Annotated in this window: 10 protein-coding genes; 9 read left to right on the forward strand and 1 reads right to left on the reverse strand. The window is 46.8% G+C overall.

Translation table 11 applies throughout. The annotated features are described in order from the left end of the window. The first annotated feature begins 5 nt into the window (after window positions 1–5). From LRY47_RS11935 to LRY47_RS11950, 4 genes are read left to right on the forward strand one after another with little or no spacing between them, the layout of a single operon-like run. The gene (locus tag LRY47_RS11935; RefSeq protein ID WP_295225728.1) at window positions 6–1,931 is read left to right on the forward strand and encodes a LapD/MoxY N-terminal periplasmic domain-containing protein; all 1,926 of its coding nucleotides are present in this window, start codon (window positions 6–8) and stop codon (window positions 1,929–1,931) included. 1 nt (window position 1,932) lies between these two features. Beyond that, entirely contained in the window at window positions 1,933–4,077 is a 2,145-nt protein-coding gene (locus tag LRY47_RS11940) for a type I secretion system permease/ATPase (RefSeq protein WP_295225731.1), read from the forward strand. Further along, a complete protein-coding gene (locus LRY47_RS11945; RefSeq protein WP_295225733.1) occupies window positions 4,074–5,417 on the forward strand; it encodes an HlyD family type I secretion periplasmic adaptor subunit in 1,344 nt (447 codons plus the stop codon). Before LRY47_RS11940 ends, LRY47_RS11945 begins: the two co-directional genes overlap by 4 nt. Window position 5,418: 1 nt before the next feature. Beyond that, entirely contained in the window at window positions 5,419–5,994 is a 576-nt protein-coding gene (locus tag LRY47_RS11950; protein WP_295225735.1) for a response regulator transcription factor, read from the forward strand. 120 nt (window positions 5,995–6,114) lie between these two features. On the opposite strand, the gene LRY47_RS11955 is transcribed toward LRY47_RS11950, so the two are convergent. Next, a complete protein-coding gene (locus tag LRY47_RS11955) occupies window positions 6,115–19,026 on the reverse strand; it encodes a VCBS domain-containing protein (protein ID WP_295225737.1) in 12,912 nt (4,303 codons plus the stop codon). Window positions 19,027–19,212: 186 nt separating this feature from the next. Between LRY47_RS11955 and LRY47_RS11960 the strand changes: the two genes are divergently transcribed. From LRY47_RS11960 to LRY47_RS11980, 5 genes are all read left to right on the forward strand, one after another. Beyond that, complete coding sequence (locus LRY47_RS11960; protein ID WP_295225739.1) at window positions 19,213–19,755, forward strand: tyrosine-protein phosphatase; 543 nt, start codon at window positions 19,213–19,215, stop codon at window positions 19,753–19,755. Between the two features lie 80 nt (window positions 19,756–19,835). Further along, window positions 19,836–20,285: a MarR family transcriptional regulator gene (locus LRY47_RS11965; protein WP_295225741.1), complete on the forward strand. Its 450-nt coding sequence runs from the start codon at window positions 19,836–19,838 to the stop codon at window positions 20,283–20,285. A 59-nt stretch (window positions 20,286–20,344) separates the two neighbouring features. Beyond that, window positions 20,345–20,797, forward strand: a complete 453-nt coding sequence (locus tag LRY47_RS11970; protein WP_295225743.1) for a DoxX family protein — start codon at window positions 20,345–20,347, stop codon at window positions 20,795–20,797. Between the two features lie 12 nt (window positions 20,798–20,809). Next, window positions 20,810–21,412 carry a nitroreductase family protein gene (locus LRY47_RS11975; protein WP_295225745.1) on the forward strand — a complete coding sequence of 201 codons (603 nt, stop codon included), beginning with the start codon at window positions 20,810–20,812 and terminating at the stop codon, window positions 21,410–21,412. A gap of 85 nt (window positions 21,413–21,497) precedes the next feature. Continuing rightward, window positions 21,498–21,885, forward strand: a 388-nt coding sequence (locus tag LRY47_RS11980) for a transposase (RefSeq protein WP_295225746.1), incomplete at its 3' end; no start/stop codon positions are given.

Below are 21,885 nucleotides of genomic sequence, written 5' to 3' on the forward strand. Positions count from 1 at the left end.
AAAAGATGACACTTTTCAGACAGATTCAGATTCTTATCACGTCAATACTCATAGTTATGCTGGCGGTGGTGTTAAAGATAAACTTTGACAACACAAAGGAATTCATACGCAACCAGATGTATTCCAACGCAAAAAATACGGCAAACTCCATGTCTCTGTCGTTAAGCCCCTTCACAGGTGACACCGCAATGATGCAAACAATGATAAACGCTATGTTCGACGGCGGGTATTTTGAAGAGATACAGCTCACCGCAATGGACGGAAAAGAGATCTACAAAGTAAGCCAGAAACCCACAATAGAGGGCGTTCCGGCATTTTTCGTAAAACTTGTGAACCTTGAAACACCAGCAGCCAAAGCACAGGTGTCAAACGGATGGAACATCGCAGGTACCCTCACAGTTAAAGGACATCCGGGACTTTCATACATACAGCTTTGGGACAGCTTCAAATATCTCTGCCTCTCTTTCATAGTCATAGGCGCAATAGCAGTTGTTGTGAGCCATATAATCCTCAAATTCCTGCTCTCAGCCCTTGTCAACATCCGTAAGCAGGCTATTGCAATAGGCGAAAACGAGTTCATAGTAAACAATAAGATCCCGCGCACCCCTGAACTGAAACAGGTCGTAACGGCGATGAACCAGATGACCACTAAGGTGCAGTCAATTTACAACAGAGAGATAGAGACTCTTAAAAAATATCAGGAACTGCTCTATAAAGATCAGCTCACAGGGCTTTATAACCGTAAATATTTTGTAAATAAGCTTAATGAATATATAGAATCGGAATCAAACAACTCCGACGGCGAAATAGCCATCATCTCTTTCGAGGGAATAGACAACGCAATATCGGAAATCGGACACCCGAACATGCGACCGTTCTACAACGCTGTGGCACGCTATATAACAGAAAACTTTTCAACAGACGGCTGTATTGCAGCATGTTTCAACAGACAGGAATTCGCTGTCATAATGCCTGCGGAATCGCCTGAAAAGGCTGATGAAAAGATAAACAAACTCGCAGCGTGGGCAAAAGAACTTATCGCATCCGACGAAAAAACCATCTCACTTATCAGTGTTAAAATCGGTGTGACAGCATACAGATATGACGAAAACACTGCAAAAGTGCTTTCCAAAGCTGACTACGCGCTGACTGTTGCGAAAAGCCTTGATCGCGGCGACATAAGCCGCTTCAATGACAACTCGAATCAGATGGTTCTCGGCAAGCTTGAATGGAAGAACATGATAGAGACCGCACTGGCGGAAAACAGGTTTGTACTCACTTCCCAGGCTGTAAAATCTCCCACCGGAGACCTGCACCAGGAAATTTTCGTTAACCTGAAAGACGAGAACGGGAACATCCAGCGGGCAGGATTTTTCATGCCGATGGTGGTTAATCTGAACCTCGCAAACAATCTGGACAGATATGTTCTTGAAAAATCTACTGAATATCTGACAGCAAACGAAGGAAGCACTCTTGCGATAAACATAACAGACGTGTTCCTTAATGACAGGGCTTCATTCTCATGGTTCCGTCAGCTCCTGCTTGGCAGCAAACACCTGAAGGACAGAATGACATTTGAGATATCCGATAACGCCATCAACAACAACGCCGACATCTGTCTGGACTTTTCAGGGCTTATAAAAGGACTTGGGTTCACCTTCGGGGTGGACAGGTTCACTATGAGTCCCAAATCCCTTGAAAATCTGCAAAAACTGAAACCCAACTATATCAAGATAGATTACGACTACCTCATAGGAGCGGAGGATGCCGACACGGCGCTCAATTCTATTCAAACAATAACTGAGAGTCTCGGCATAAAACTCATCGCCACAAAGGTTGAGAATCAGGAACTGAGAGACACACTTGAAAGTAAAAATATCAAATACTTCCAAGGCAGAGGCATTGCCGAAATAACACCACTGGATAAGTAATATGAACAGAGATATAGCTATCGACCCATTGATGCAGTGTCTTGTGATGCTGACAAAACTGAATAATAAACCCGCCAGCGCCGAGGCGCTTGCATACGGACTGCCCCTCGACCCCGACCAGAAAAGGCAGTCGCTCTTCACCATTGAGGGTGCGAAGTCAAATTTCTCCCGTGCTGCTTCCCGCGCAGGCTTTAACTCTAAACTGGTTAAAAGGGAGTTGAAAGACATACCGAACGTAATACTTCCGGTGATACTGCTTCTTAAAGGTCAGGACGCATGCGTTCTCACTGACATGGACTTTGAGGCAGGCATAGCAGAGATAATCATCCCTTCAATGGACGAAGAACCGCAGGAAATCACCATTGAAAAACTCTCTGAAGAGTACATGGGCTTCTGTTTCCTGCTCAAGCGCATGTTTAAACAGGACGAACATGACGCCATAGTTGATGAAAAACAGGATAACAAACACTGGTTCTTCGGGACTCTCTGGCGATTCCGCGACATATACATGAACGTATTCATAGCTTCGTTCCTGATAAACATCTTTGTAACCGTCAGTCCGCTGTTCACAATGAACGTTTACGACAGAGTTATCCCTCACAACGCCGTTGATACCCTATGGGTTCTGGCAACAGGCGTATGTATCATCTATATGTTTGATATAACAATAAAATATCTTCGTTCATATTTCCTTGAGGTTGCGGCAAAAAAGAGCGACGTAATCCTTTCATCCATGATTTTTGAGCAGGCGCTCAACCTGCGTATGAAAGAGAAACCAAAGTCCGTGGGTTCTTTTGCCAGTAACATCAAAGAGTTCGACAGCATCCGCTCTTTCTATGCCTCAACAGCGGTGACAGCCTTCATAGAACTGCCGTTCGTTGTCATTTTCATTATTGTTATCTATTACATAAGCGGACTGCTCGTACTCATCCCGCTGTTCACGATGGCACTTATAATCGGCTACAGCCTTTTCATACGCAAGCCTCTCGAACGCAGTATCGAAAGCACCTATGAATCATCAGCAAGGCGAAACGGTCTTCTGATAGAAGCGCTTTCAAACCTTGAGTCGATCAAAACATTCAACGCCAGCAGCTATATCCAGTGGAACTGGGAGGAGAGCACAGGCGACATTTCCAACAAAAGCATAAAATCGCGCATGCTCTCAAACTCGCTGACATCCGCCTCCGCCTTTCTGGCGCAGATAGGAAACGTTGCCGTAGTGGTTGCGGGCGTGTATTTCATAAAAGAGGGAGAGCTCACCATGGGTGCTCTGATAGCAACAGTAATGCTGTCGTCAAGAACCATCGCGCCCATGTCGCAGGTTGCAGGACTTCTCACCAACTATCAGCAGATGCGCACGTCTCTTACACAGCTTAACGCATTGATGGAAAAGGATGTTGAACGCCCTGAGAAAAAAGGCTTTCTCCGCCGTCCCATATTCGAGGGAGGCATTGAGTTCAATGATGTTACGTTCAGCTATCCGGATGAACCGCAACCGGCTCTTAAAAACATTACGTTTAAAATAAAACCCAAAGAACGTGTGGGTATAATCGGAGCCATAGGCTCAGGTAAATCTACTCTGAGCAAGCTCATACTGGGTCTTTATGATCCGGACGAAGGCAGCATCTTCATCGACGGGATAGCATGCAAACAAATTGACCCTGCCGACCTCAGGCACAACATAAGCTATGTTCCGCAGGATGTTACACTGTTTTCAGGTACCATCCGCGACAATATAATATTCAAAGCACCCCACAGCGATGACAATGCCATCATTAAAGCGGCACAGGTCGGAAATGTTATCTCATTCAGCGATAAACATGCACTTGGTCTGGATTTCTTTGTAGGCGAAAAAGGTTCAAACCTTTCCGGCGGACAGAGACAGGCGGTCGCCGTTGCGCGGGCAATGCTTACTGAGAGCTCCATAGTTCTTATGGATGAACCGACCAACTCAATGGACTTTGCCTCAGAAAACAAAGTTATCGAAAACCTTAGAAAAGCAACAGAAGGCAAAACCACTATCATAATTACCCACAAGCCGTCCATCCTCACTATCGTCGACAGACTGATAGTCATGGACAACGGAACAGTTGTCATGGACGGACCTAAAGATGAAGTTATGAAAAAACTGGGGGGCAAACAATGATACGGGAAAAGATAAAAAAAAGCCGCCTCAGCGCGGAAGACATCGAGTTTATGAAGAGTCTGAATGCCGCTGTTCTGCAAAAAAGCTCATCAAAGATGAACCGGATGCTCTATATCATCGCGGCGCTCATTATAATCTTTATTGCATGGGCAAATCTTACCTCTCTGGATGAACTGACGCGCGGACAGGGAAAAGTGATACCCACTAATCAGATACAGGTGGTGCAAAACCTTGAGGGCGGTATAGTCCGCAGAATACTCGTACGCGAAGGCGACGCAGTAAAGAAAGACCAGATACTCCTTGATATAGACGATACGGGATTCGGCAGTTCATACAAAGAGGGCGAATCCAAATACTATGAACTGAAAGTGCGCATAGCAAGACTTCAGGCGGAAGCTTCCGGAAAACCGATGGAGATCGACCCTGAAATACAGAAGAATTATCCCAATCTGGTCAACGCGGAGATAAATCTTTACAACATCAACAAGCAAAGACTGGAAAGCGAACTGCAGGTACTTGAGGCAAGGCTTTCACAGAAGCAGATGGAATATACTGACGCGCAGAGCAAAATAAGGAACCTGAACCAGAGCAAGGCACTCATCCAGCAGGAGATGGCGCTCACCAAACCGCTCTACGAGAAAGGACTTGTGTCCGAAGTTGAGTATATCCAGCTTCGCCAGAGACTTCTGGAAAACCAGAACGAACTTGAGTCACAGCATAACACCATGAGTTCCGCCACTTCCAAGATAGCGGAAGCAAGGAACATGATAAACGAGCAGAATGTTAAATTCCGCAGCGACGCGCAGGATCAGCTCAGCCAGAACCTTGCGGAGTTCAACAGAACATCCGCAACACAGGTCGCTCTGGAAGACAGAGTGAAAAGAACACAGGTGCGCTCTCCTGTGGACGGCACTGTAAAACAAATACTCGTCAACACAGTTGGCGGCGTTGTAAGACCCGGTATGGACATCATGGAGATAGTTCCCGGCGAAGACAACCTCCTTGTGGAAGCAAAGATTAAACCGTCCGACATAGCCTTTATCTACCCCGGACAGGAGGCGATAGTTAAATTCACCGCCTACGACTACGCCATTTACGGCGGTCTCACAGGCAAAGTGACACACATCAGCGCCGACACCATAGAGGATGAAAAGAAAGAAAGTTACTACCTGGTACGCGTTAAAACCGACAAAAGCTTCATCGGCGAAGCAGATAATAAGAAACAGATCATTGTTGGCATGACAGCCATGGTGGACATTGTAACCGGCAAAAAAACCGTTATGCAGTATCTTCTTAAACCAATTTTACGGGCTAAGTACAATGCACTGCGGGAGAGATAAGATGATAATAGCAATCAGCTGTGACAGAAACTTCTGCCGTATGGTATCTGACACATTCGGACAGAAGGAAACCGTCTCCGTCGGGCTTATTTCAAGCCTCAGAGACAGACACGAGATAGCGTCCAACGACGTTGCCATCCTGGATCTGCCGTATCTCACACCTACAGAGATAACAAAAATCCCGTGCAAGGTGGTTATACTGACCTCTGTACCGAAATTTGAAGAAGCTCTTAAAATGCTGAAGATGGGCATCAAGGCTTACGGCAACAGGATGATGCACCCCGACAATATGAAACAGATGGTGACAGCCGTCCGCACCGGGCAGATATGGCTTCCGCCGGATATTGTCAGCAGGCTTATAACAGCCCTTCCGGCTGATAATACGCCTTTAACCTTAACTGAGGAACTCTCGGAAAGAGAAACAGAAGTTGCCAAACTCGTTGCAAAGGGCAAAAGCAATCAGGAGATTGCCGATACCCTGGACATCACCGTGCGTACAGTCAAGGCACACCTCACATCCATTTTTTCCAAGACAGGTCTTAGAGACCGTCTCGCCCTGGCTCTGCATTTTAAATAAATACACACTGAAACAGCTTATTCCTATTTACATCATCAAGCCCTATACCTGCATAAAGACAAAAAAAAGACCGCATCCCTTAGGATACGGTCTTTTTATTTAATCTTTTTTATCAGCCTCTTAGCTGCTTATGCCATCACCCTGATCAGTAAACTGTACTTTCAGCTTATGGTCATCGTTATTGATCTCTATACAAACTTCAGTGCCATTGACAGTGCTGCAGTAAGTATTGTCGCCTGTCGATTTCCAGTCACCGGAAAGAACAAGAGTATCTGCTGAATCTCCTGATATCTGGATGGTATGGGTACTGCTGTCAGCTATATCCAGAACATCCTGTGCAGAGAGAGTTACGGTTTGGGCAGTACTGTCGTCGTTCATCTGGATAGCGTCGATCTCTTTCAGACCGCTGAAATCCAGACTGTCGGCATCACCGAACACGGCGAATATGTTGTCGCTGCCGGATTGAGCTTCCACGGAAACAGGCTCAACATAATAATTGCTTGAGCTGCTGCCGCTGAATACAACATGACTGATACCACTCTCACTTGTTATAGTCAGCTCGCCCGATGTCACAGTACCGTTTGACACCCAGTTTCCATCGGAATCGTAAACAGAGTAAGTACAGCCTGATTTTACGCTGCCGCTTATATCAAATTTAGCGGTGTTCACTTCGCTGTCAAAGTCAATTGTAAGACTTTCACCGGAGCCGATGCCGTTTTTGCTGCTACTGTCATAGTAGTTGCCTTTAACACCGAATCCGCTGTCTGTTTCAGTAACACTGTAGCCGGACGTATAAGTTGAAAAATCACCGATATTCTCAATATGATTTTCAGTTGTGAGGCTCAGTGTGCCTGAATAGTCGTGTTCGTTCACTTCAAAGCTGTATTTCAGCAGAGATGTTACATCCTGATCAACGTCTGTTCCTGCGGTGAACACATATGAACCGTCGGAATTTATAACAACAGAACCGTTGTCGCCGAGGTCAATAGTGTACTCAGTAACAGTATCAGAGAACTCATATATCAACCCTGCATAGGTCACTGTGGTAAGATGAGCTTCCAGTCCGTCGGGAATGTCCACATCGTTGAACACGCTGCTCTCTCTGCTGTTTTGTTCAGCAGCCGCTGTGATGTCCGCATTGAGTGTATCGTCCGGAACAACAAGTACGTTGTCCAGATATCCTTCTCCGTCTGCACTCCATGCAACTATCTGAAGCTGCTGGCTGTCAGTACCGCTGCCGATACCGACCGCATAAACTTCATCAACATCAGTATCGCCCAGCCATGACTGCCATGCGGCAAGTTCACTGCTGTTAATTTTATAATCTTCGCTCGAAGGCGCGCCGTCGGAAACGAAATAAGCATGGGTATAATCTGCTTCCGGAGCAGTTGATGAGTCGTATGTGGTCATCAGTTTGCTGATAGCATCGTCGTAGTCTGTTGCGCCGTTTGCACGAAGCGATTCCAGAATGCTCTTCGCCTGATCAACAGTCAGCCATACGCTTCCGTTAACAGTCTGGGAGTAAGCATCAGTGGAGAAAGTAACTATCTGTATGCCGCCTATATCGCCTTTGGCATCATATTTATCAATAAGTTCGGTAAGAGCGTCTTTCAGTACGTCAAGTCTGGTATCGCCTTCGCTGGTGATAACGTTGCCCATACTTCCGGAAACGTCTATCATGAACAGCAGGTTAGCCACGGGAACGGAAGTGCTTCCTTCGTCCACTACAGAGCCTGATGCAGAGATGCTGATATCATCCGCTCCGTTAATAGTAATTGTAAGCTTCGCTTCCGAAGTCGAAGTTCCGTCGGAAAGGGTATATGTGAAATCCTCTGTTACTGAGTCACCTGAATTCACATTATCAAGCTCTTCACTGTCGTTATCCACTTCGTAGCGGTATGTTCCATCCTCTTTTACATAAAGAGTACCGTATTCGCCCTGAATTGCCGTTTCGCCTGTTGATGAAACAGTTGTTCCGTCAACATCAGTGATATAAAGATTTTCAACCGACGTATCGCTGTCATAATCTGCTCCGGTGCCTGTTATCAGGTTGCCGGAAGTGATTGAATCGCTTATATCGGTGACATATCCGGAATCGTGTACCTCGGCCACTGCAACATCCGGTGTACCCGCTCCATTTGGTATAATGGTGAGACCATCAAGCTCATCCGCAGAAACCGTCCATGTTCCGTCGCCGTTGTCTGTTCCGGCACTGAGTGTGCCGTTTGCAACCGCAAGAATAACATAGCCTTCGTCTGTGAGGGTCTCGCTTGTTACAACGTCAACCTCATATTCGTAAGAGGATTCGGAGTAACCGCCGTATCTGATCTCTTCAATGTTGTTGGCAACGATATAACCGCCGTCGGCTGTCGTTATATATGCACTAATAGTGCCGTTGTTGTTAACCGTTGTTATGGTGTAATCGCTTTCCTGTCCGCTTAAGACAAGAACGTCATATCCGCTGTCGCCGTTCACATTTACATAGCCTGTGACAGTTCCGGACAGATAAACTATATCGTTTCCGCCGCCGATATTGACGTTAACGGTTGCCCCGCTTGCAACGTTACCTATCTCAACAAATCCGTTGCCGCTGTTGCCGTTCACATTAAATGTGTACGGTACATTTTCTATGATCACATAACTGCTGTTGACAGATATGTTCTGGTTCATGGAAACAGTCGAATAGGTTGTCGCTGTTGTGTATCCAAGGCTTTCGGGAGAAACATCACTGTTGAGTTCAGTTCCGGTTTCAACCTTAGTAACAGTCGCGTCACCTGTGATTATAACGTCGTTCACCTCTGTCACAGTCGCAGTGTCGTCAACAGCCACCGGAGCTTCGTATGTTTCATCCACAGCCTCAACGCCGAGGTAAACATACCCGCGTCCCTCTGCACCTGTTTCGTCTGTTACAACAACGCGGAACTCTCTGTCCACGGTGCTGGGGTCTTCTGATGTGCTGCTGAACATAACAGCTTTAAGAGCCGCCTCATAATCTTCCGCGCTTGCAAGACCTGTCAGGGTGACAGTATTACCGTCTATGGAAACAAGTGTTATTCCATCCGGCAGATCGCCCACGCTGAGAACATCTCCTTCCTGCATGTTTGTCAGGGTGATGGTCATGCCGGACATGTTCTCACTGTCAACATCGCTTATGTTCACATCGCTTGCGATGGACATAGGTGCTCCGTTCTCTGTGTAAACGGCGTCATAAGTTGTTGTTTTAACAACAAGATCGTTGAAGTCACCGTCATATCCGCCTGTGCCGTATACAAGGTCTTCAATTCCGATTGTTCCGTCTTCGTTTTCGATGAAGTGGTCTATTCCGTCAAAGTTAAATTCTGCATCGGAATAAAATACATTGTTGCTGATTTCTTCTCCGTCGACAAGAAGAACAGGATTGCCATCTGCATCTGTTGTAAACGTAACCTCTCCGCCGCTGAAGCTTGAACCGACGTTGGTCACGATGAAGAATTTCACGTCTTCTCCCTGATATGTAGCGAGAAGTTCGTTAATGGACGCTGTGTCGGAATTCAGCAGGATAAATTCGCCGGAAACAATGTTGCCGTTCTCATCCGTTGTGTAAACACCAAGTGCGTTGGTGTATGAACCACCATCGCCTACGAACGTTACGTCTGTTTCAACATTCGCTATGTCTATCACAGGTTTGTCGTTCGCACCGTTAACGGTGACGGTAATTGTTTTTATATCGGTCGCGCCGTATTCATCCGTTACTGAATACTGGATGCTGTAGCTGACTGATTCGCCTTTAGTGAGGTAGTCATATGAAGTACCCGCTTTGAACTGTACCGTATGGTTCTCTGCATCGAAAACAAGTCCTGCGGGAATATCCTGACCTTCAACAAGAGCATAGGTAAGATTGCTCTGGTCTGAATCCACATCGGAGGCGATGAGCGACAGCTGTGCGCTGTTTCCGTTCTCGGAAACTGTTATACCGACATTGTGTGCAACAGGCGCGTCGTTGGTACCGACAACCTGAATGTTCAGAACAGATTCGACCGGATCGCCGTTGCCGTCTGTAACTGTATATTTTATCTCGTAATCAACAGTCTGGTCTTTTGCAAGATAATCATATGAGTTTGCATCAAAAGTGTACGTTCCGTCGGAATTAAGAGTAAATCCGACAGGTGCTGTACCCACGAGAGCGTATGTAAGTGTGTCACCATCCGCATCTGTTGCAGAAACGCTGCCTGTAAGAACTGTATCCTCATAAACCGTGTCGCTCTTGGCAGCAGTTTCAGGTGCATCGTTAACAGGCGTGACATCTATTTTCGCTGTTGCGGGAACTGTCTCTGTGCCATCCGTCACTGTAAACTCGAATGTAGCTTCGCCGTTGAAGTTTTCGGAAGGAGTGAAGGTGTATGTACCGTCTCCATTGTCCACAAGTGTACCGCCTGTGACGTTGGTGATTGATTCAATAGTGAGGTTGTCACCATCAACATCGCTTGAATTAGCGAGGATGTCAGCGGCGGTAAGGACGATAGCCGTATCTTCGGGAGTTGTGAAGGATACGTCGCCTGCAACGGGACCGTCGTTTGTACCTGTAACTGTAATAGTCAACTTGGCAGTGCTTGTTGCTCCGTTCTCGTCGGTCACTGTGTAAGGAATCTCTATAACTTCTGTTGCACCGGCAGCGAGGTAGTCGTAGCTTGAAGCGTCGAAAGTGTATGAACCGTCAGTGTTAAGAGTCAGACCTTCAACTGTGCTGTCTGTGGTGAATGTAAGTACTGCACCGTCGTCAACGTCTGTAGCCGTAAGCTGTCCAGTGATAGTAGAATCTTCTTCTACTGCATTGACTGCCGCTTCCGCTACAGGTGCATCGTTTGTACCTGTAACAGTGATGGTCAACTTAGCTGTGCTTGTAGCACCGTTCTCATCTGTTACTGTGTAAGGTATTTCTATCGTTTCTGTTGCTCCTGCAGCGAGGTAGTCGTAGCTTGAAGCGTCGAAAGTGTATGAACCGTCAGTGTTAAGAGTCAGACCTTCAACTGTACTGTCAGTGGTGAATGTAAGTACTGCACCGTCGTCAACGTCTGTAGCCGTAAGCTGTCCAGTGATAGTAGAATCTTCTTCTACTGCATTGACTGCCGCTTCCGCTACAGGTGCATCATTAGTGCCTGTAACTGTGATGGTCAACTTAGCTGTGCTTGTAGCTCCGTTCTCATCCGTTACTGTGTAAGGAATCTCTATAACTTCTGTAGCTCCGGCAGCGAGGTAGTCATAGCCGGATGCATCGAATGTATAGCTTCCATCGCCGTTCAGCGTGAAGCCATCTACTGTGCTGTCTGTGGTGAATGTAAGTACAGCGTTGTCGTCAACGTCTGTAGCCGTAAGCTGTCCAGTGATAGTAGAATCTTCATCTACTGCGTTAACAGCCGCTTCCGCTACAGGTGCGTCGTTTGTTCCTGTAACTGTGATGGTCAACTTAGCTGTGCTTGTTGCACCGTTCTCGTCGGTCACTGTGTAAGGAATCTCTATTGTTTCTGTTGCACCAGCCGCGAGGTGATCGTAGCTTGATGCATCGAAGGTGTATGAACCGTCAGTGTTAAGAGTCAGACCTTCAACTGTACTGTCAGTGGTGAATGTAAGTACAGCGTTGTCGTCAACGTCTGTAGCTGTGAGCTGACCTGTTATTGAGCTGTCTTCATCTACTGCATTGACTGCCGCTTCCGCTACTGGTGCATCGTTGGTGCCTGTAACAGTGATAGTCAGTTTGGAAGTTGAAGTAGCTCCGTTCTCATCCGTTACTGTGTAGGGTATTTCTATTACTTCGGTAGCACCGGCAGCGAGGTAATCGTAGCTGGATGCGTCGAAGGTGTATGAACCATCAGTGTTAAGAGTCAGACCTTCAAATGTGCTGTCTGTGGTGAATGTAAGTACTGCACCATCGTCAACGTCTGTAGCCGTAAGCTGTCCAGTGATAGTAGAATCTTCTTCTACTGCATTGACTGCCGCTTCCGCTACAGGTGCATCGTTAGTACCTGTAACAGTGATAGTCAACTTAGCTGTGCTTGTAGCTCCGTTCTCATCCGTTACTGTGTAAGGAATCTCTATAACTTCTGTAGCTCCGGCAGCGAGGTAGTCATAGCCGGATGCGTCGAAAGTATATGAACCATCAGTGTTCAGAGTCAGACCTTCAACTGTGCTGTCTGTGGTGAATGTAAGAACTGCACTATCGTCAACGTCTGTAGCCGTAAGCTGACCTGTGATTGAGCTGTCTTCATCTACTGCATTGACTGCCGCTTCCGCTACAGGTGCATCGTTTGTGCCTGTAACTGTGATGGTCAACTTAGCTGTGCTTGTCGCTCCGTTCTCATCCGTTACGGTGTAGGGTATTTCTATTACTTCGGTAGCACCGGCTGCGAGGTAGTCATAGCTTGATGCGTCGAAGGTGTATGAACCATCAGTGTTAAGAGTCAGACCTTCAACTGTGCTTGCGGTTGTGAATGTAAGAACTGCACCGTCGTCTACGTCTGTAGCCGTAAGCTGACCTGTGATTGAGCTGTCTTCATCTACTGCATTGACTGCCGCTTCCGCTACAGGTGCATCGTTTGTACCTGTAACAGTGATGGTCAACTTAGCTGTGCTTGTAGCACCGTTCTCATCTGTTACTGTGTAAGGTATTTCTATCGTTTCTGTTGCTCCTGCTGCGAGGTAATCGTAGCTTGATGCGTCGAAGCTGTATGAACCGTCAGTGTTCAGAGTAAGACCTTCAACTGTGCTGTCAGTGGTGAATGTAAGAACAGCACCGTCATCTGCATCGGTAGCCGTAAGCTGACCGGTGATGCTTGCATCTTCGTCAACTGCGTTAACAGCCTCTTCCGCTACAGGAGCATCATTAGTGCCTGTCACTGTGATAGTCAACTTAGCTGTGCTTGTTGCTCCGTTCTCATCGGTAACAGTGTAGGGTATCTCTATTACTTCGGTAGCACCGGCAGCGAGGTAATCGTAGCTGGATGCATCAAAGGTATATGAACCATCAGTGTTCAGAGTCAGACCTTCAACTGTGCTGTCTGTGCTGAATGTAAGAACTGCACCGTCGTCAGCATCCGTAGCCGTAAGCTGACCGGTTATTGAGCTGTCTTCATCAACTGCGTTAACAGCTGCTTCCGCTACAGGTGCATCGTTAGTTCCTGTAACTGTGATGGTCAACTTAGCTGTGCTTGTTGCACCGTTCTCATCTGTTACTGTGTAAGGTATTTCTATAACTTCTGTTGCACCGGCAGCAAGGTAGTCATAGCTTGAAGCGTCGAAGCTGTATGAACCATCAGTGTTAAGAGCCAGACCTTCAACTGTGCTGTCTGTGGTGAATGTAAGTACTGCACCGTCGTCAACGTCTGTGGCTGTGAGCTGACCTGTGATGCTTGCATCTTCGTCAACTGCGTTAACAGCCGCTTCCGCTACAGGTGCGTCGTTTGTGCCTGTAACTGTGATGGTCAACTTAGCTGTGCTTGTTGCACCGTTCTCATCTGTTACTGTGTAGGGTATTTCTATTGTTTCTGTTGCTCCTGCTGCGAGGTAGTCGTAGCTTGATGCATCGAAGGTATAGCTTCCATCTCCGTTCAGAGTGAAGCCATCAACTGTGCTGTCTGTGGTGAATGTAAGTACTGCACCGTCGTCAACGTCTGTAGCCGTAAGCTGACCGGTGATAGTCGCATCTTCTTCTACTGCGTTAACAGCCGCTTCCGCTACAGGTGCGTCGTTTGTGCCTGTAACTGTGATGGTCAACTTAGCTGTGCTTGTTGCTCCGTTCTCATCCGTTACTGTGTAAGGAATCTCTATCGTTTCTGTTGCACCGGCTGCGAGGTAATCGTAGCTTGATGCATCGAAGCTGTATGAACCATCAGTGTTAAGTGTCAGACCTTCAACTGTGCTGTCGGTGGTGAATGTAAGAACAGCATTATCGTCAGCATCCGTAGCCGTAAGCTGACCGGTGATTGAGCTGTCTTCATCAACTGCGTTAACAGCTGCTTCCGCTACAGGTGCATCGTTTGTGCCAGTCACTGTGATGGTAAGTTTAGAGGTCGAAGTAGCTCCGTTCTCATCTGTTACTGTGTAGGGTATTTCTATAACTTCTGTTGCACCGGCAGCAAGGTAGTCATAGCTTGAAGCATCGAAGGTATAGCCTCCGTCTCCGTTCAGAGTGAAGCCGTCAACTGTGCTGTCGGTAGTGAATGTAAGAACTGCACCGTCATCTGCATCTGTAGCTGTAAGCTGACCGGTGATAGTCGCATCTTCTTCTACTGCATTGACTGCCGCTTCCGCTACAGGTGCATCGTTAGTGCCTGTCACTGTGATGGTCAGTTTGGCAGTTGAAGTAGCTCCGTTCTCATCCGTTACTGTGTAGGGTATTTCTATAACTTCTGTTGCACCAGCCGCGAGGTGATCGTAGCTTGATGCGTCGAATGTGTATGTGCCATCAGTGTTCAGAGTAAGACCTTCAACAGTGCTGTCGGTGGTGAATGTCAGAACAGCATTATCATCTACGTCTGTTGCCGTAAGCTGACCGGTGATGCTTGCATCTTCATCTACTGCGTTAACAGCCGCTTCCGCTATAGGAGCGTCGTTTGTGCCAGTCACTGTGATGGTAAGTTTAGAAGTGCTTGTTGCTCCATTCTCGTCGGTAACGGTGTAAGGTATTTCTATAACTTCTGTGGCACCTGCCGCCAGATGGTCGTAGCTTGATGCGTCGAAGGTGTATGAACCATCAGTGTTAAGTGTAAATCCATTAACAGCAGAATCTGTGGTGAATGTAAGAACTGCATTATCGTCAACGTCGGTAGCCGTAAGCTGACCGGTGATTGAGCTGTCTTCATCTACTGCATTGACTGCTGCTTCCGCTACAGGAGCGTCGTTCGTACCTGTTACTGTGATTGTCAGTTTAGAAGTCGAAGTTGCACCATTCTCATCTGTTACTGTGTAAGGAATCTCTATAACTTCTGTTGCACCGGCAGCGAGGTGATCGTAGCTTGAAGCATCGAATGTGTATGAACCATCAGTGTTAAGTGTAAATCCATTAACAGCAGAATCTGTGGTGAATGTAAGTACTGCACCGTCGTCAGCATCCGTAGCCGTAAGCTGACCGGTTATCGAGCTGTCTTCATCAACTGCGTTAACAGCTGCTTCTGCTACAGGAGCGTCGTTAGTTCCTGTAACAGTTATTGTGAGTTTGGAGGTACTTGTTGCACCGTTCTCATCTGTTACTGTGTAGGGTATTTCTATTACTTCGGTAGCACCAGCCGCGAGGTAGTCGTAGCTTGAAGCATCGAAGCTGTATGAACCATCAGTGTTCAGAGTCAGACCTTCAACAGTGCTGTCTGTGGTGAATGTAAGAACTGCACCGTCATCTGCATCGGTAGCCGTAAGCTGACCGGTGATAGTAGAATCTTCTTCTACTGCATTGACTGCCGCTTCCGCTACAGGTGCATCGTTAGTGCCTGTCACTGTGATGGTCAACTTAGCTGTGCTTGTTGCTCCGTTCTCATCCGTTACTGTGTAAGGTATTTCTATCGTTTCTGTTGCTCCTGCTGCGAGGTAATCGTAGCTGGATGCATCGAAAGTATATGAACCATCAGTGTTCAGAGTCAGACCGTCAACTGTGCTGTCGGTAGTGAATGTAAGAACCGCACCGTCGTCTACGTCTGTAGCTGTAAGCTGTCCGCTGATAGTCGCATCTTCATCTACAGCGTTTGTAGCCGCTTCCGCTACAGGTGCATCGTTAGTACCTGTAACAGTGATGGTCAACTTAGCTGTGCTTGTTGCACCGTTCTCATCTGTTACTGTGTAAGGTATTTCTATAACTTCTGTTGCACCTTCTGCGAGGTAGTCGTAGCTGGATGCGTCGAAGGTGTATGAACCGTCAGTGTTAAGAGTCAGACCTTCAACTGTGCTTGCGGTTGTGAATGTAAGAACTGCATTATCGTCAACGTCTGTAGCCGTAAGCTGTCCAGTGATAGTAGAATCTTCATCTACTGCGTTAACAGCTGCTTCTGCTACAGGGGCATCGTTAGTACCTGTAACAGTGATAGTCAACTTAGCTGTGCTTGTTGCTCCATTCTCATCGGTTACTGTGTAGGGTATCTCTATAACTTCTGTTGCACCGGCTGCGAGGTAATCGTAGCTTGATGCATCGAATGTGTATGAACCATCAGTGTTCAGAGTCAGACCTTCAACAGTGCTGTCTGTTGTGAATATAAGTACAGCGTTGTCGTCTACGTCTGTAGCTGTAAGCTGTCCGCTGATAGTCGCATCTTCATCTACAGCGTTTGTAGCCGCTTCCGCTACAGGAGCATCATTAGTGCCTGTCACTGTGATGGTAAGTTTAGCTGTGCTTGTTGCTCCGTTCTCATCGGTAACAGTGTAGGGTATCTCTATTACTTCGGTAGCACCGGCAGCGAGGTAATCGTAGCTGGATGCATCGAAGGTGTATGAACCATCAGTGTTCAGAGTCAGACCTTCAACTGTGCTGTCGGTGGTGAATGTAAGTACAGCACCATCGTCAGCATCCGTAGCCGTAAGCTGTCCAGTAATAGTCGCTTCTTCGTCAACAGCATTGGTTGCTGCTTCCGCTACAGGTGCATCGTTTGTACCTGTAACTGTGATGGTCAGTTTGGCAGTTGAAGTAGCTCCGTTCTCATCCGTTACTGTGTAGGGTATTTCTATTACTTCGGTAGCACCGGCAGCGAGGTAATCGTAGCTTGATGCATCGAATGTATAGCTTCCGTCTGAGTTCAGGGTCAGACCTTCAACTGTGCTGTCAGTGGTGAATGTAAGTACTGCACCGTCGTCAGCATCCGTAGCTGTAAGCTGACCGGTAATTGAGCTGTCTTCGTCAACAGCATTGGTTGCTGCTTCCGCTACAGGTGCGTCGTTCGTACCTGTTACTGTGATGGTAAGTTTAGCAGTCGAAGTTGCACCATTCTCATCGGTAACAGTGTAGGGAATCTCTATCGTTTCTGTTGCACCGGCAGCGAGGTGATCGTAGCTTGATGCGTCGAAGCTGTATGAACCATCAGTGTTCAGAGTCAGACCTTCAACAGTGCTGTCGGTGGTGAATGTCAGAACAGCATTATCATCTACGTCTGTTGCCGTAAGCTGACCGGTGATGCTTGCATCTTCATCTACTGCGTTAACAGCCGCTTCCGCTATAGGAGCGTCGTTTGTGCCAGTCACTGTGATGGTAAGTTTAGCCGTGCTTGTTGCGCCGTTCTCATCTGTTACTGTGTAGGGTATTTCTATTACTTCGGTAGCACCGGCAGCGAGGTAATCGTAGCTGGATGCGTCGAAGGTGTATGAACCGTCAGTGTTCAGAGTCAGACCTTCAACTGTGCTGTCAGTGGTGAATGTAAGAACTGCACCGTCGTCTACGTCGGTAGCTGTAAGCTGACCGGTTATTGAGCTGTCTTCATCAACTGCGTTAACAGCTGTTTCCGCGACAGGAGCGTCATTTGTTCCAGTAACAGTAATAGTTATCTTGGATTCAGTAACAGCGCCGGAATCATCGGTAACAGTATATGAAACAACATATGTTTCGGACTCGCCAGCTGCGAGGTAGTCATAGTTTTCAGTGTTAAACTCGTATGAACCGTCGGAATTAAGCGTAAAGCCCTCCGGAACGGCGCCTTTGGTGGCGAATGTAAGGGTATCGCTGTCAACATCTGTGGCAGAGAGCTGACCTGTGAGAACGGAATCCTCTTCAACTTCGGCTGTAACAGCCTCTGCAACGGGTGCGTCGTTAACGGCTGCAATGTCTATCTTTCCGGTGGCGGTTACAGTTTCTGTACCGTCTGTGACGGAAAACTCGAACGTTGCCTGTCCGTTGAAGTCCTTGTCAGGGGTAAATGTATAAGTTCCGTCGCCGTTATCGACAATCGTACCGCCGGTGACGTTAGTTATTTCAACTATGGAAAGATCATCGCCGTCAACATCGGTCGCCTGTGCAAGAAGCTCTTCAGCCGTTATGGTTATGGAAGTGTCTTCTGTTCCTGAATATGATATGTCGCTGACAACAGGTGCATCATTTGTACCTGTTACAACAATCGTAATGGTTTCATAGCTTGTTTCGCCGTATGGGTCTGTGACCATATAATCTACTGTCAAGGTTGTCTGTTCGCCTGCGGCAAGGTAATCGTAGGAAGAAGGATCGAATGAATAGGTTCCGTCGGAGTTGAGAGTGAATCCTTCCGGAACTCTTGAAGATGCCACTTCAAAAGTAAGTGTGTCGTTGACATCCGGGTCTGTGGCTGTGAGCTGACCTGTCACAACGTTTCCGTCCTCAACAGCAGTTATAACCTCCGCATAAGCAACAGGCGCATCGTTTGTTCCTGTCACGACAACGTTGATAACGCCGTCTTCTGTTGAACCGTCGGGGTAGGTTATAACGATATCGACGTCATATTCAACGTCTTCACCTTCGCCGAGGTAGTCATAATCGGATATTGTAGGATCTATGGTGTATGAACCGTCGGGATAAAGCACAAATCCGGGGGGCACTGTTGCGCCTTCTGCAAGTGAATACACCGGATCGCCAGTAACGGTTGAATCTGTTGTGTCATTGTTATTATTGCCTGTGTCATTGTAAGGATTGTCTGTGTCTGTTGTTCCTGCAAGACTGCTGGAAGGGAGCAGATAGCTGCCGACATATCCTTCGGAATCGTCGCCTTCAAGAACGTCGTTAACAAGTACGCTGGCACTGCTGTCGTCACCTGCAGCAGTTTCTTCGTCCTCAGGGGAAAGGGTTTCGCCTTTTTCCAGTGCATCCTGAAGAGCATCGGCATCCATAGCAACGTCATCGAAAGATCCGACAAGTGAATCGTCAATGGCGAGATGTTCGTTTGCGCCGATGGTCAATTCCCTGCCGTTTTCAAGTTGAAGAATAACCTTAGAGCCGCTCATGGTCTCTATAACATCGCCTACGGCAACAATGTCGCCTGGGAATATTTGTTTGACTGAACCGTCAATACCATGTAAAACTGCCTGACCGATAACCTGAACAACTTTTCCAATCGCAGCCATAAGACACCTCGGAATAATAATAATTGTATTTCAACAATACACCATCCCCATATAAACACATCGTACCAAGGTACAGTTAAAGATATTTTTTAATATTTTTTCTTATTCGCTACAGTGTAAACTTTACCGCTATTGAAAAACAGAGGGTTTGCGGCTATGCTTTTCAAAATCGGCGGGTGAAAAATTGTGAAAAAAACCATCGCTATCGCGGGAATCATGTTATGCACAGTGGCGCTATTTTTTGTATATCAGAAATTTATAAACCATAACCTGCATACTGTAGAAAAAGGCGTACTTTACAGAAGTGCCCAGCCAACACCTGAAAGACTGAAAGAGTATAAGGAAAAACTCGGCATACGCTCTGTCATCAGCCTGCGCAGGGCAAGACCCGACAAAGAGTGGTACAGGCAGGAGATAAAAGCATCCGAGGAACTGGGGCTGGAACATTACGATGTCGCCCTGTCGTCAACAATGCCCGCACCCATGAAAAAGATGGAAGAACTTGCACAAATACTTAAAACAGCAAAACGCCCTATGCTCATCCACTGCCTCGGCGGGTCGGACAGAACAGGACTTGGTGTTGCCATATATCTTTATACCGTTAAAAACCAACCGCCGCAGATAGCGCTTAAAAAATCGCTTAATGTTCTTTACGGACACTTTCCATATCTCTGGATGCAAACAGACGCAATGACAGAAAGCTTTCTCAGATTTACACAAAAAAATTAATACATTTTTTATCTTTTTATCCCTTGACAAACATTCGATTCCGAATAATTTGATATCATATAATACGATGTGAGGCGGATATGACAAAGTACAAAGGAACAGAGGAAGAGGTTGAAGCGCTCAACACATATATAAAACTGATGCGCGCAGCCAAAAGCGTTACAGACGCCGCCCACAGCCATTTGACAAAGCACAGGCTCACCGACACCCAGTTCGGCGTGCTTGAAACACTTTATCATCTGGGCGGCATGTGCCAGAGAGAGCTTGCAGAAAAAAACCTGACAAGCACGGCAAACATAACAACTGTCATCGACAACCTTGAAAAAAGGAAGCTTGTCGAAAGGGTCAGAAACGAAACTGACAGACGGTACATAACCGTTAGCCTGACAGAAAGCGGAAAAGAGCTTATAGCAGGAATTTTTCCTGAGCATGTGAAATTTATCGTCAGGAGCTTCAAGGCTCTGGACAAACAGGAAAAAGAAAACCTCGGCGAAATTTGCAAAAAGCTTGGGAAAAGCCAGAGGGGTTAAAAAAATTAAGCAAATAGTTCGACATCGAATGAGTCGACATCACACGAAGGAGATATAAAATGCTGCGCAAACTTTTTATTACAACAGATACGTTTGCTCCGACAATCGCAAGACTGACGCTGGGGATAGTTATCCTGCCACACGGAGCCCAGAAACTTCTGGGGTGGTTCGGAGGCTACGGTTTTTCAGGCACAATGTCATTTATGACAGAAACAATGGGCATACCTACTGTTTTTGCATTTCTTGCCATAGTTGCAGAGTTTTTCGGCGGGCTTGGGCTGATAACAGGGACACTGACACGTCTCAGCGCATTCGGCACAGGTGTGACACTTGCAGTTGCGGCGCTTATGGTTCACACCCAGAACGGGTTCTTTATGAACTGGTTCGGCAATCAGGCAGGTGAGGGATACGAATACCATATTCTGTTCGTCGGCATGGCACTTTCACTTGTGCTGACAGGCGGCGGAAGGTTTTCAATAGACAGATTAGTTGCAGAAAAAATAGTTAAATAACGGAGGCATATCATGAGCTATCAGGAATTCTTAAACAGTGTTAAAGCAAGAAGAACATATTACGGAATATCAAACGAGGTCATTGTACCTGAAAACGTGGTTGAATCAATCGTCGAGCAGGCAGTTAAATACGCACCGTCGTCTTTCAATTCGCAGAGTTCAAGAGTTGCTGTTCTTTTCGGAAAACAGCACGAAAAACTCTGGAACATCGCAAAAGAAGCACTCCGCAAAATAGTTCCGGCGGAAGCCTTTGCGCAGACAGAAGCAAAGATAGACTCTTTTAAAGCGGGATACGGCAGTGTGCTTTATTTTGAGGATCAGACCGTTATCAAAGGACTTCAGGAAAGTTTCCCTCTTTATGCGGCAAACTTCCCGTTATGGTCATACCAATCTTCCGGTATGCTCCAGTTCGTGGTCTGGACGGCTCTGGAACAGGCAGGACTTGGCGCATCGCTTCAGCACTATAACCCGCTGATCGACGCAGAAGTGAAAAAAGAATGGAATATTCCAGAAAGCTGGTCGCTTCTGGCACAGATGCCATTCGGCAAACCCGTTGCCCAGCCAGGCGAAAAAGAATTTGCACCCATAGAAACAAGGATGAAAGTTTACAGATAGACCTGAGGGAGGCGAAAGCCTCCCTCAGATTGTTGACAAACGCCATGTAATTGTAATTATATGGCGTTTTCTGTTATAATCTATTATGCTTAAAGAGACAGAAGACCAATTTCAAACAGAACTTTACCTTAACATAGATGACCTTGTCCCCAAGGATCATCTTCTCCGTAAAATAGCCAAGAGTATCGACTTTCGTTTTATAGAGGCAAAGACGAAAGACCTCTACAGCACCACAGGTCGCCCAGGTATTAACCCTGTGGTTCTATTCAAGATGCTTTTTATCGGTTATCTTTTCGGAATCCGCAGTGAACGCCAGCTTGTGAAAGAGATAGAAGTAAACCTTGCCTACCGCTGGTTTCTCGGCTTCGGTTTCCGAGATAAGATTCCCCACTACTCAACCCTCAGTCAGAACCGCCGCCGCAGGTTTACCGAAAGCACCATATATCATGAAATATTTGACGAAATAGTCTGGC

The organism is Seleniivibrio sp. (genome assembly GCF_021209385.1).
In the GTDB taxonomy this organism is placed as follows: domain Bacteria; phylum Chrysiogenota; class Deferribacteres; order Deferribacterales; family Geovibrionaceae; genus Seleniivibrio.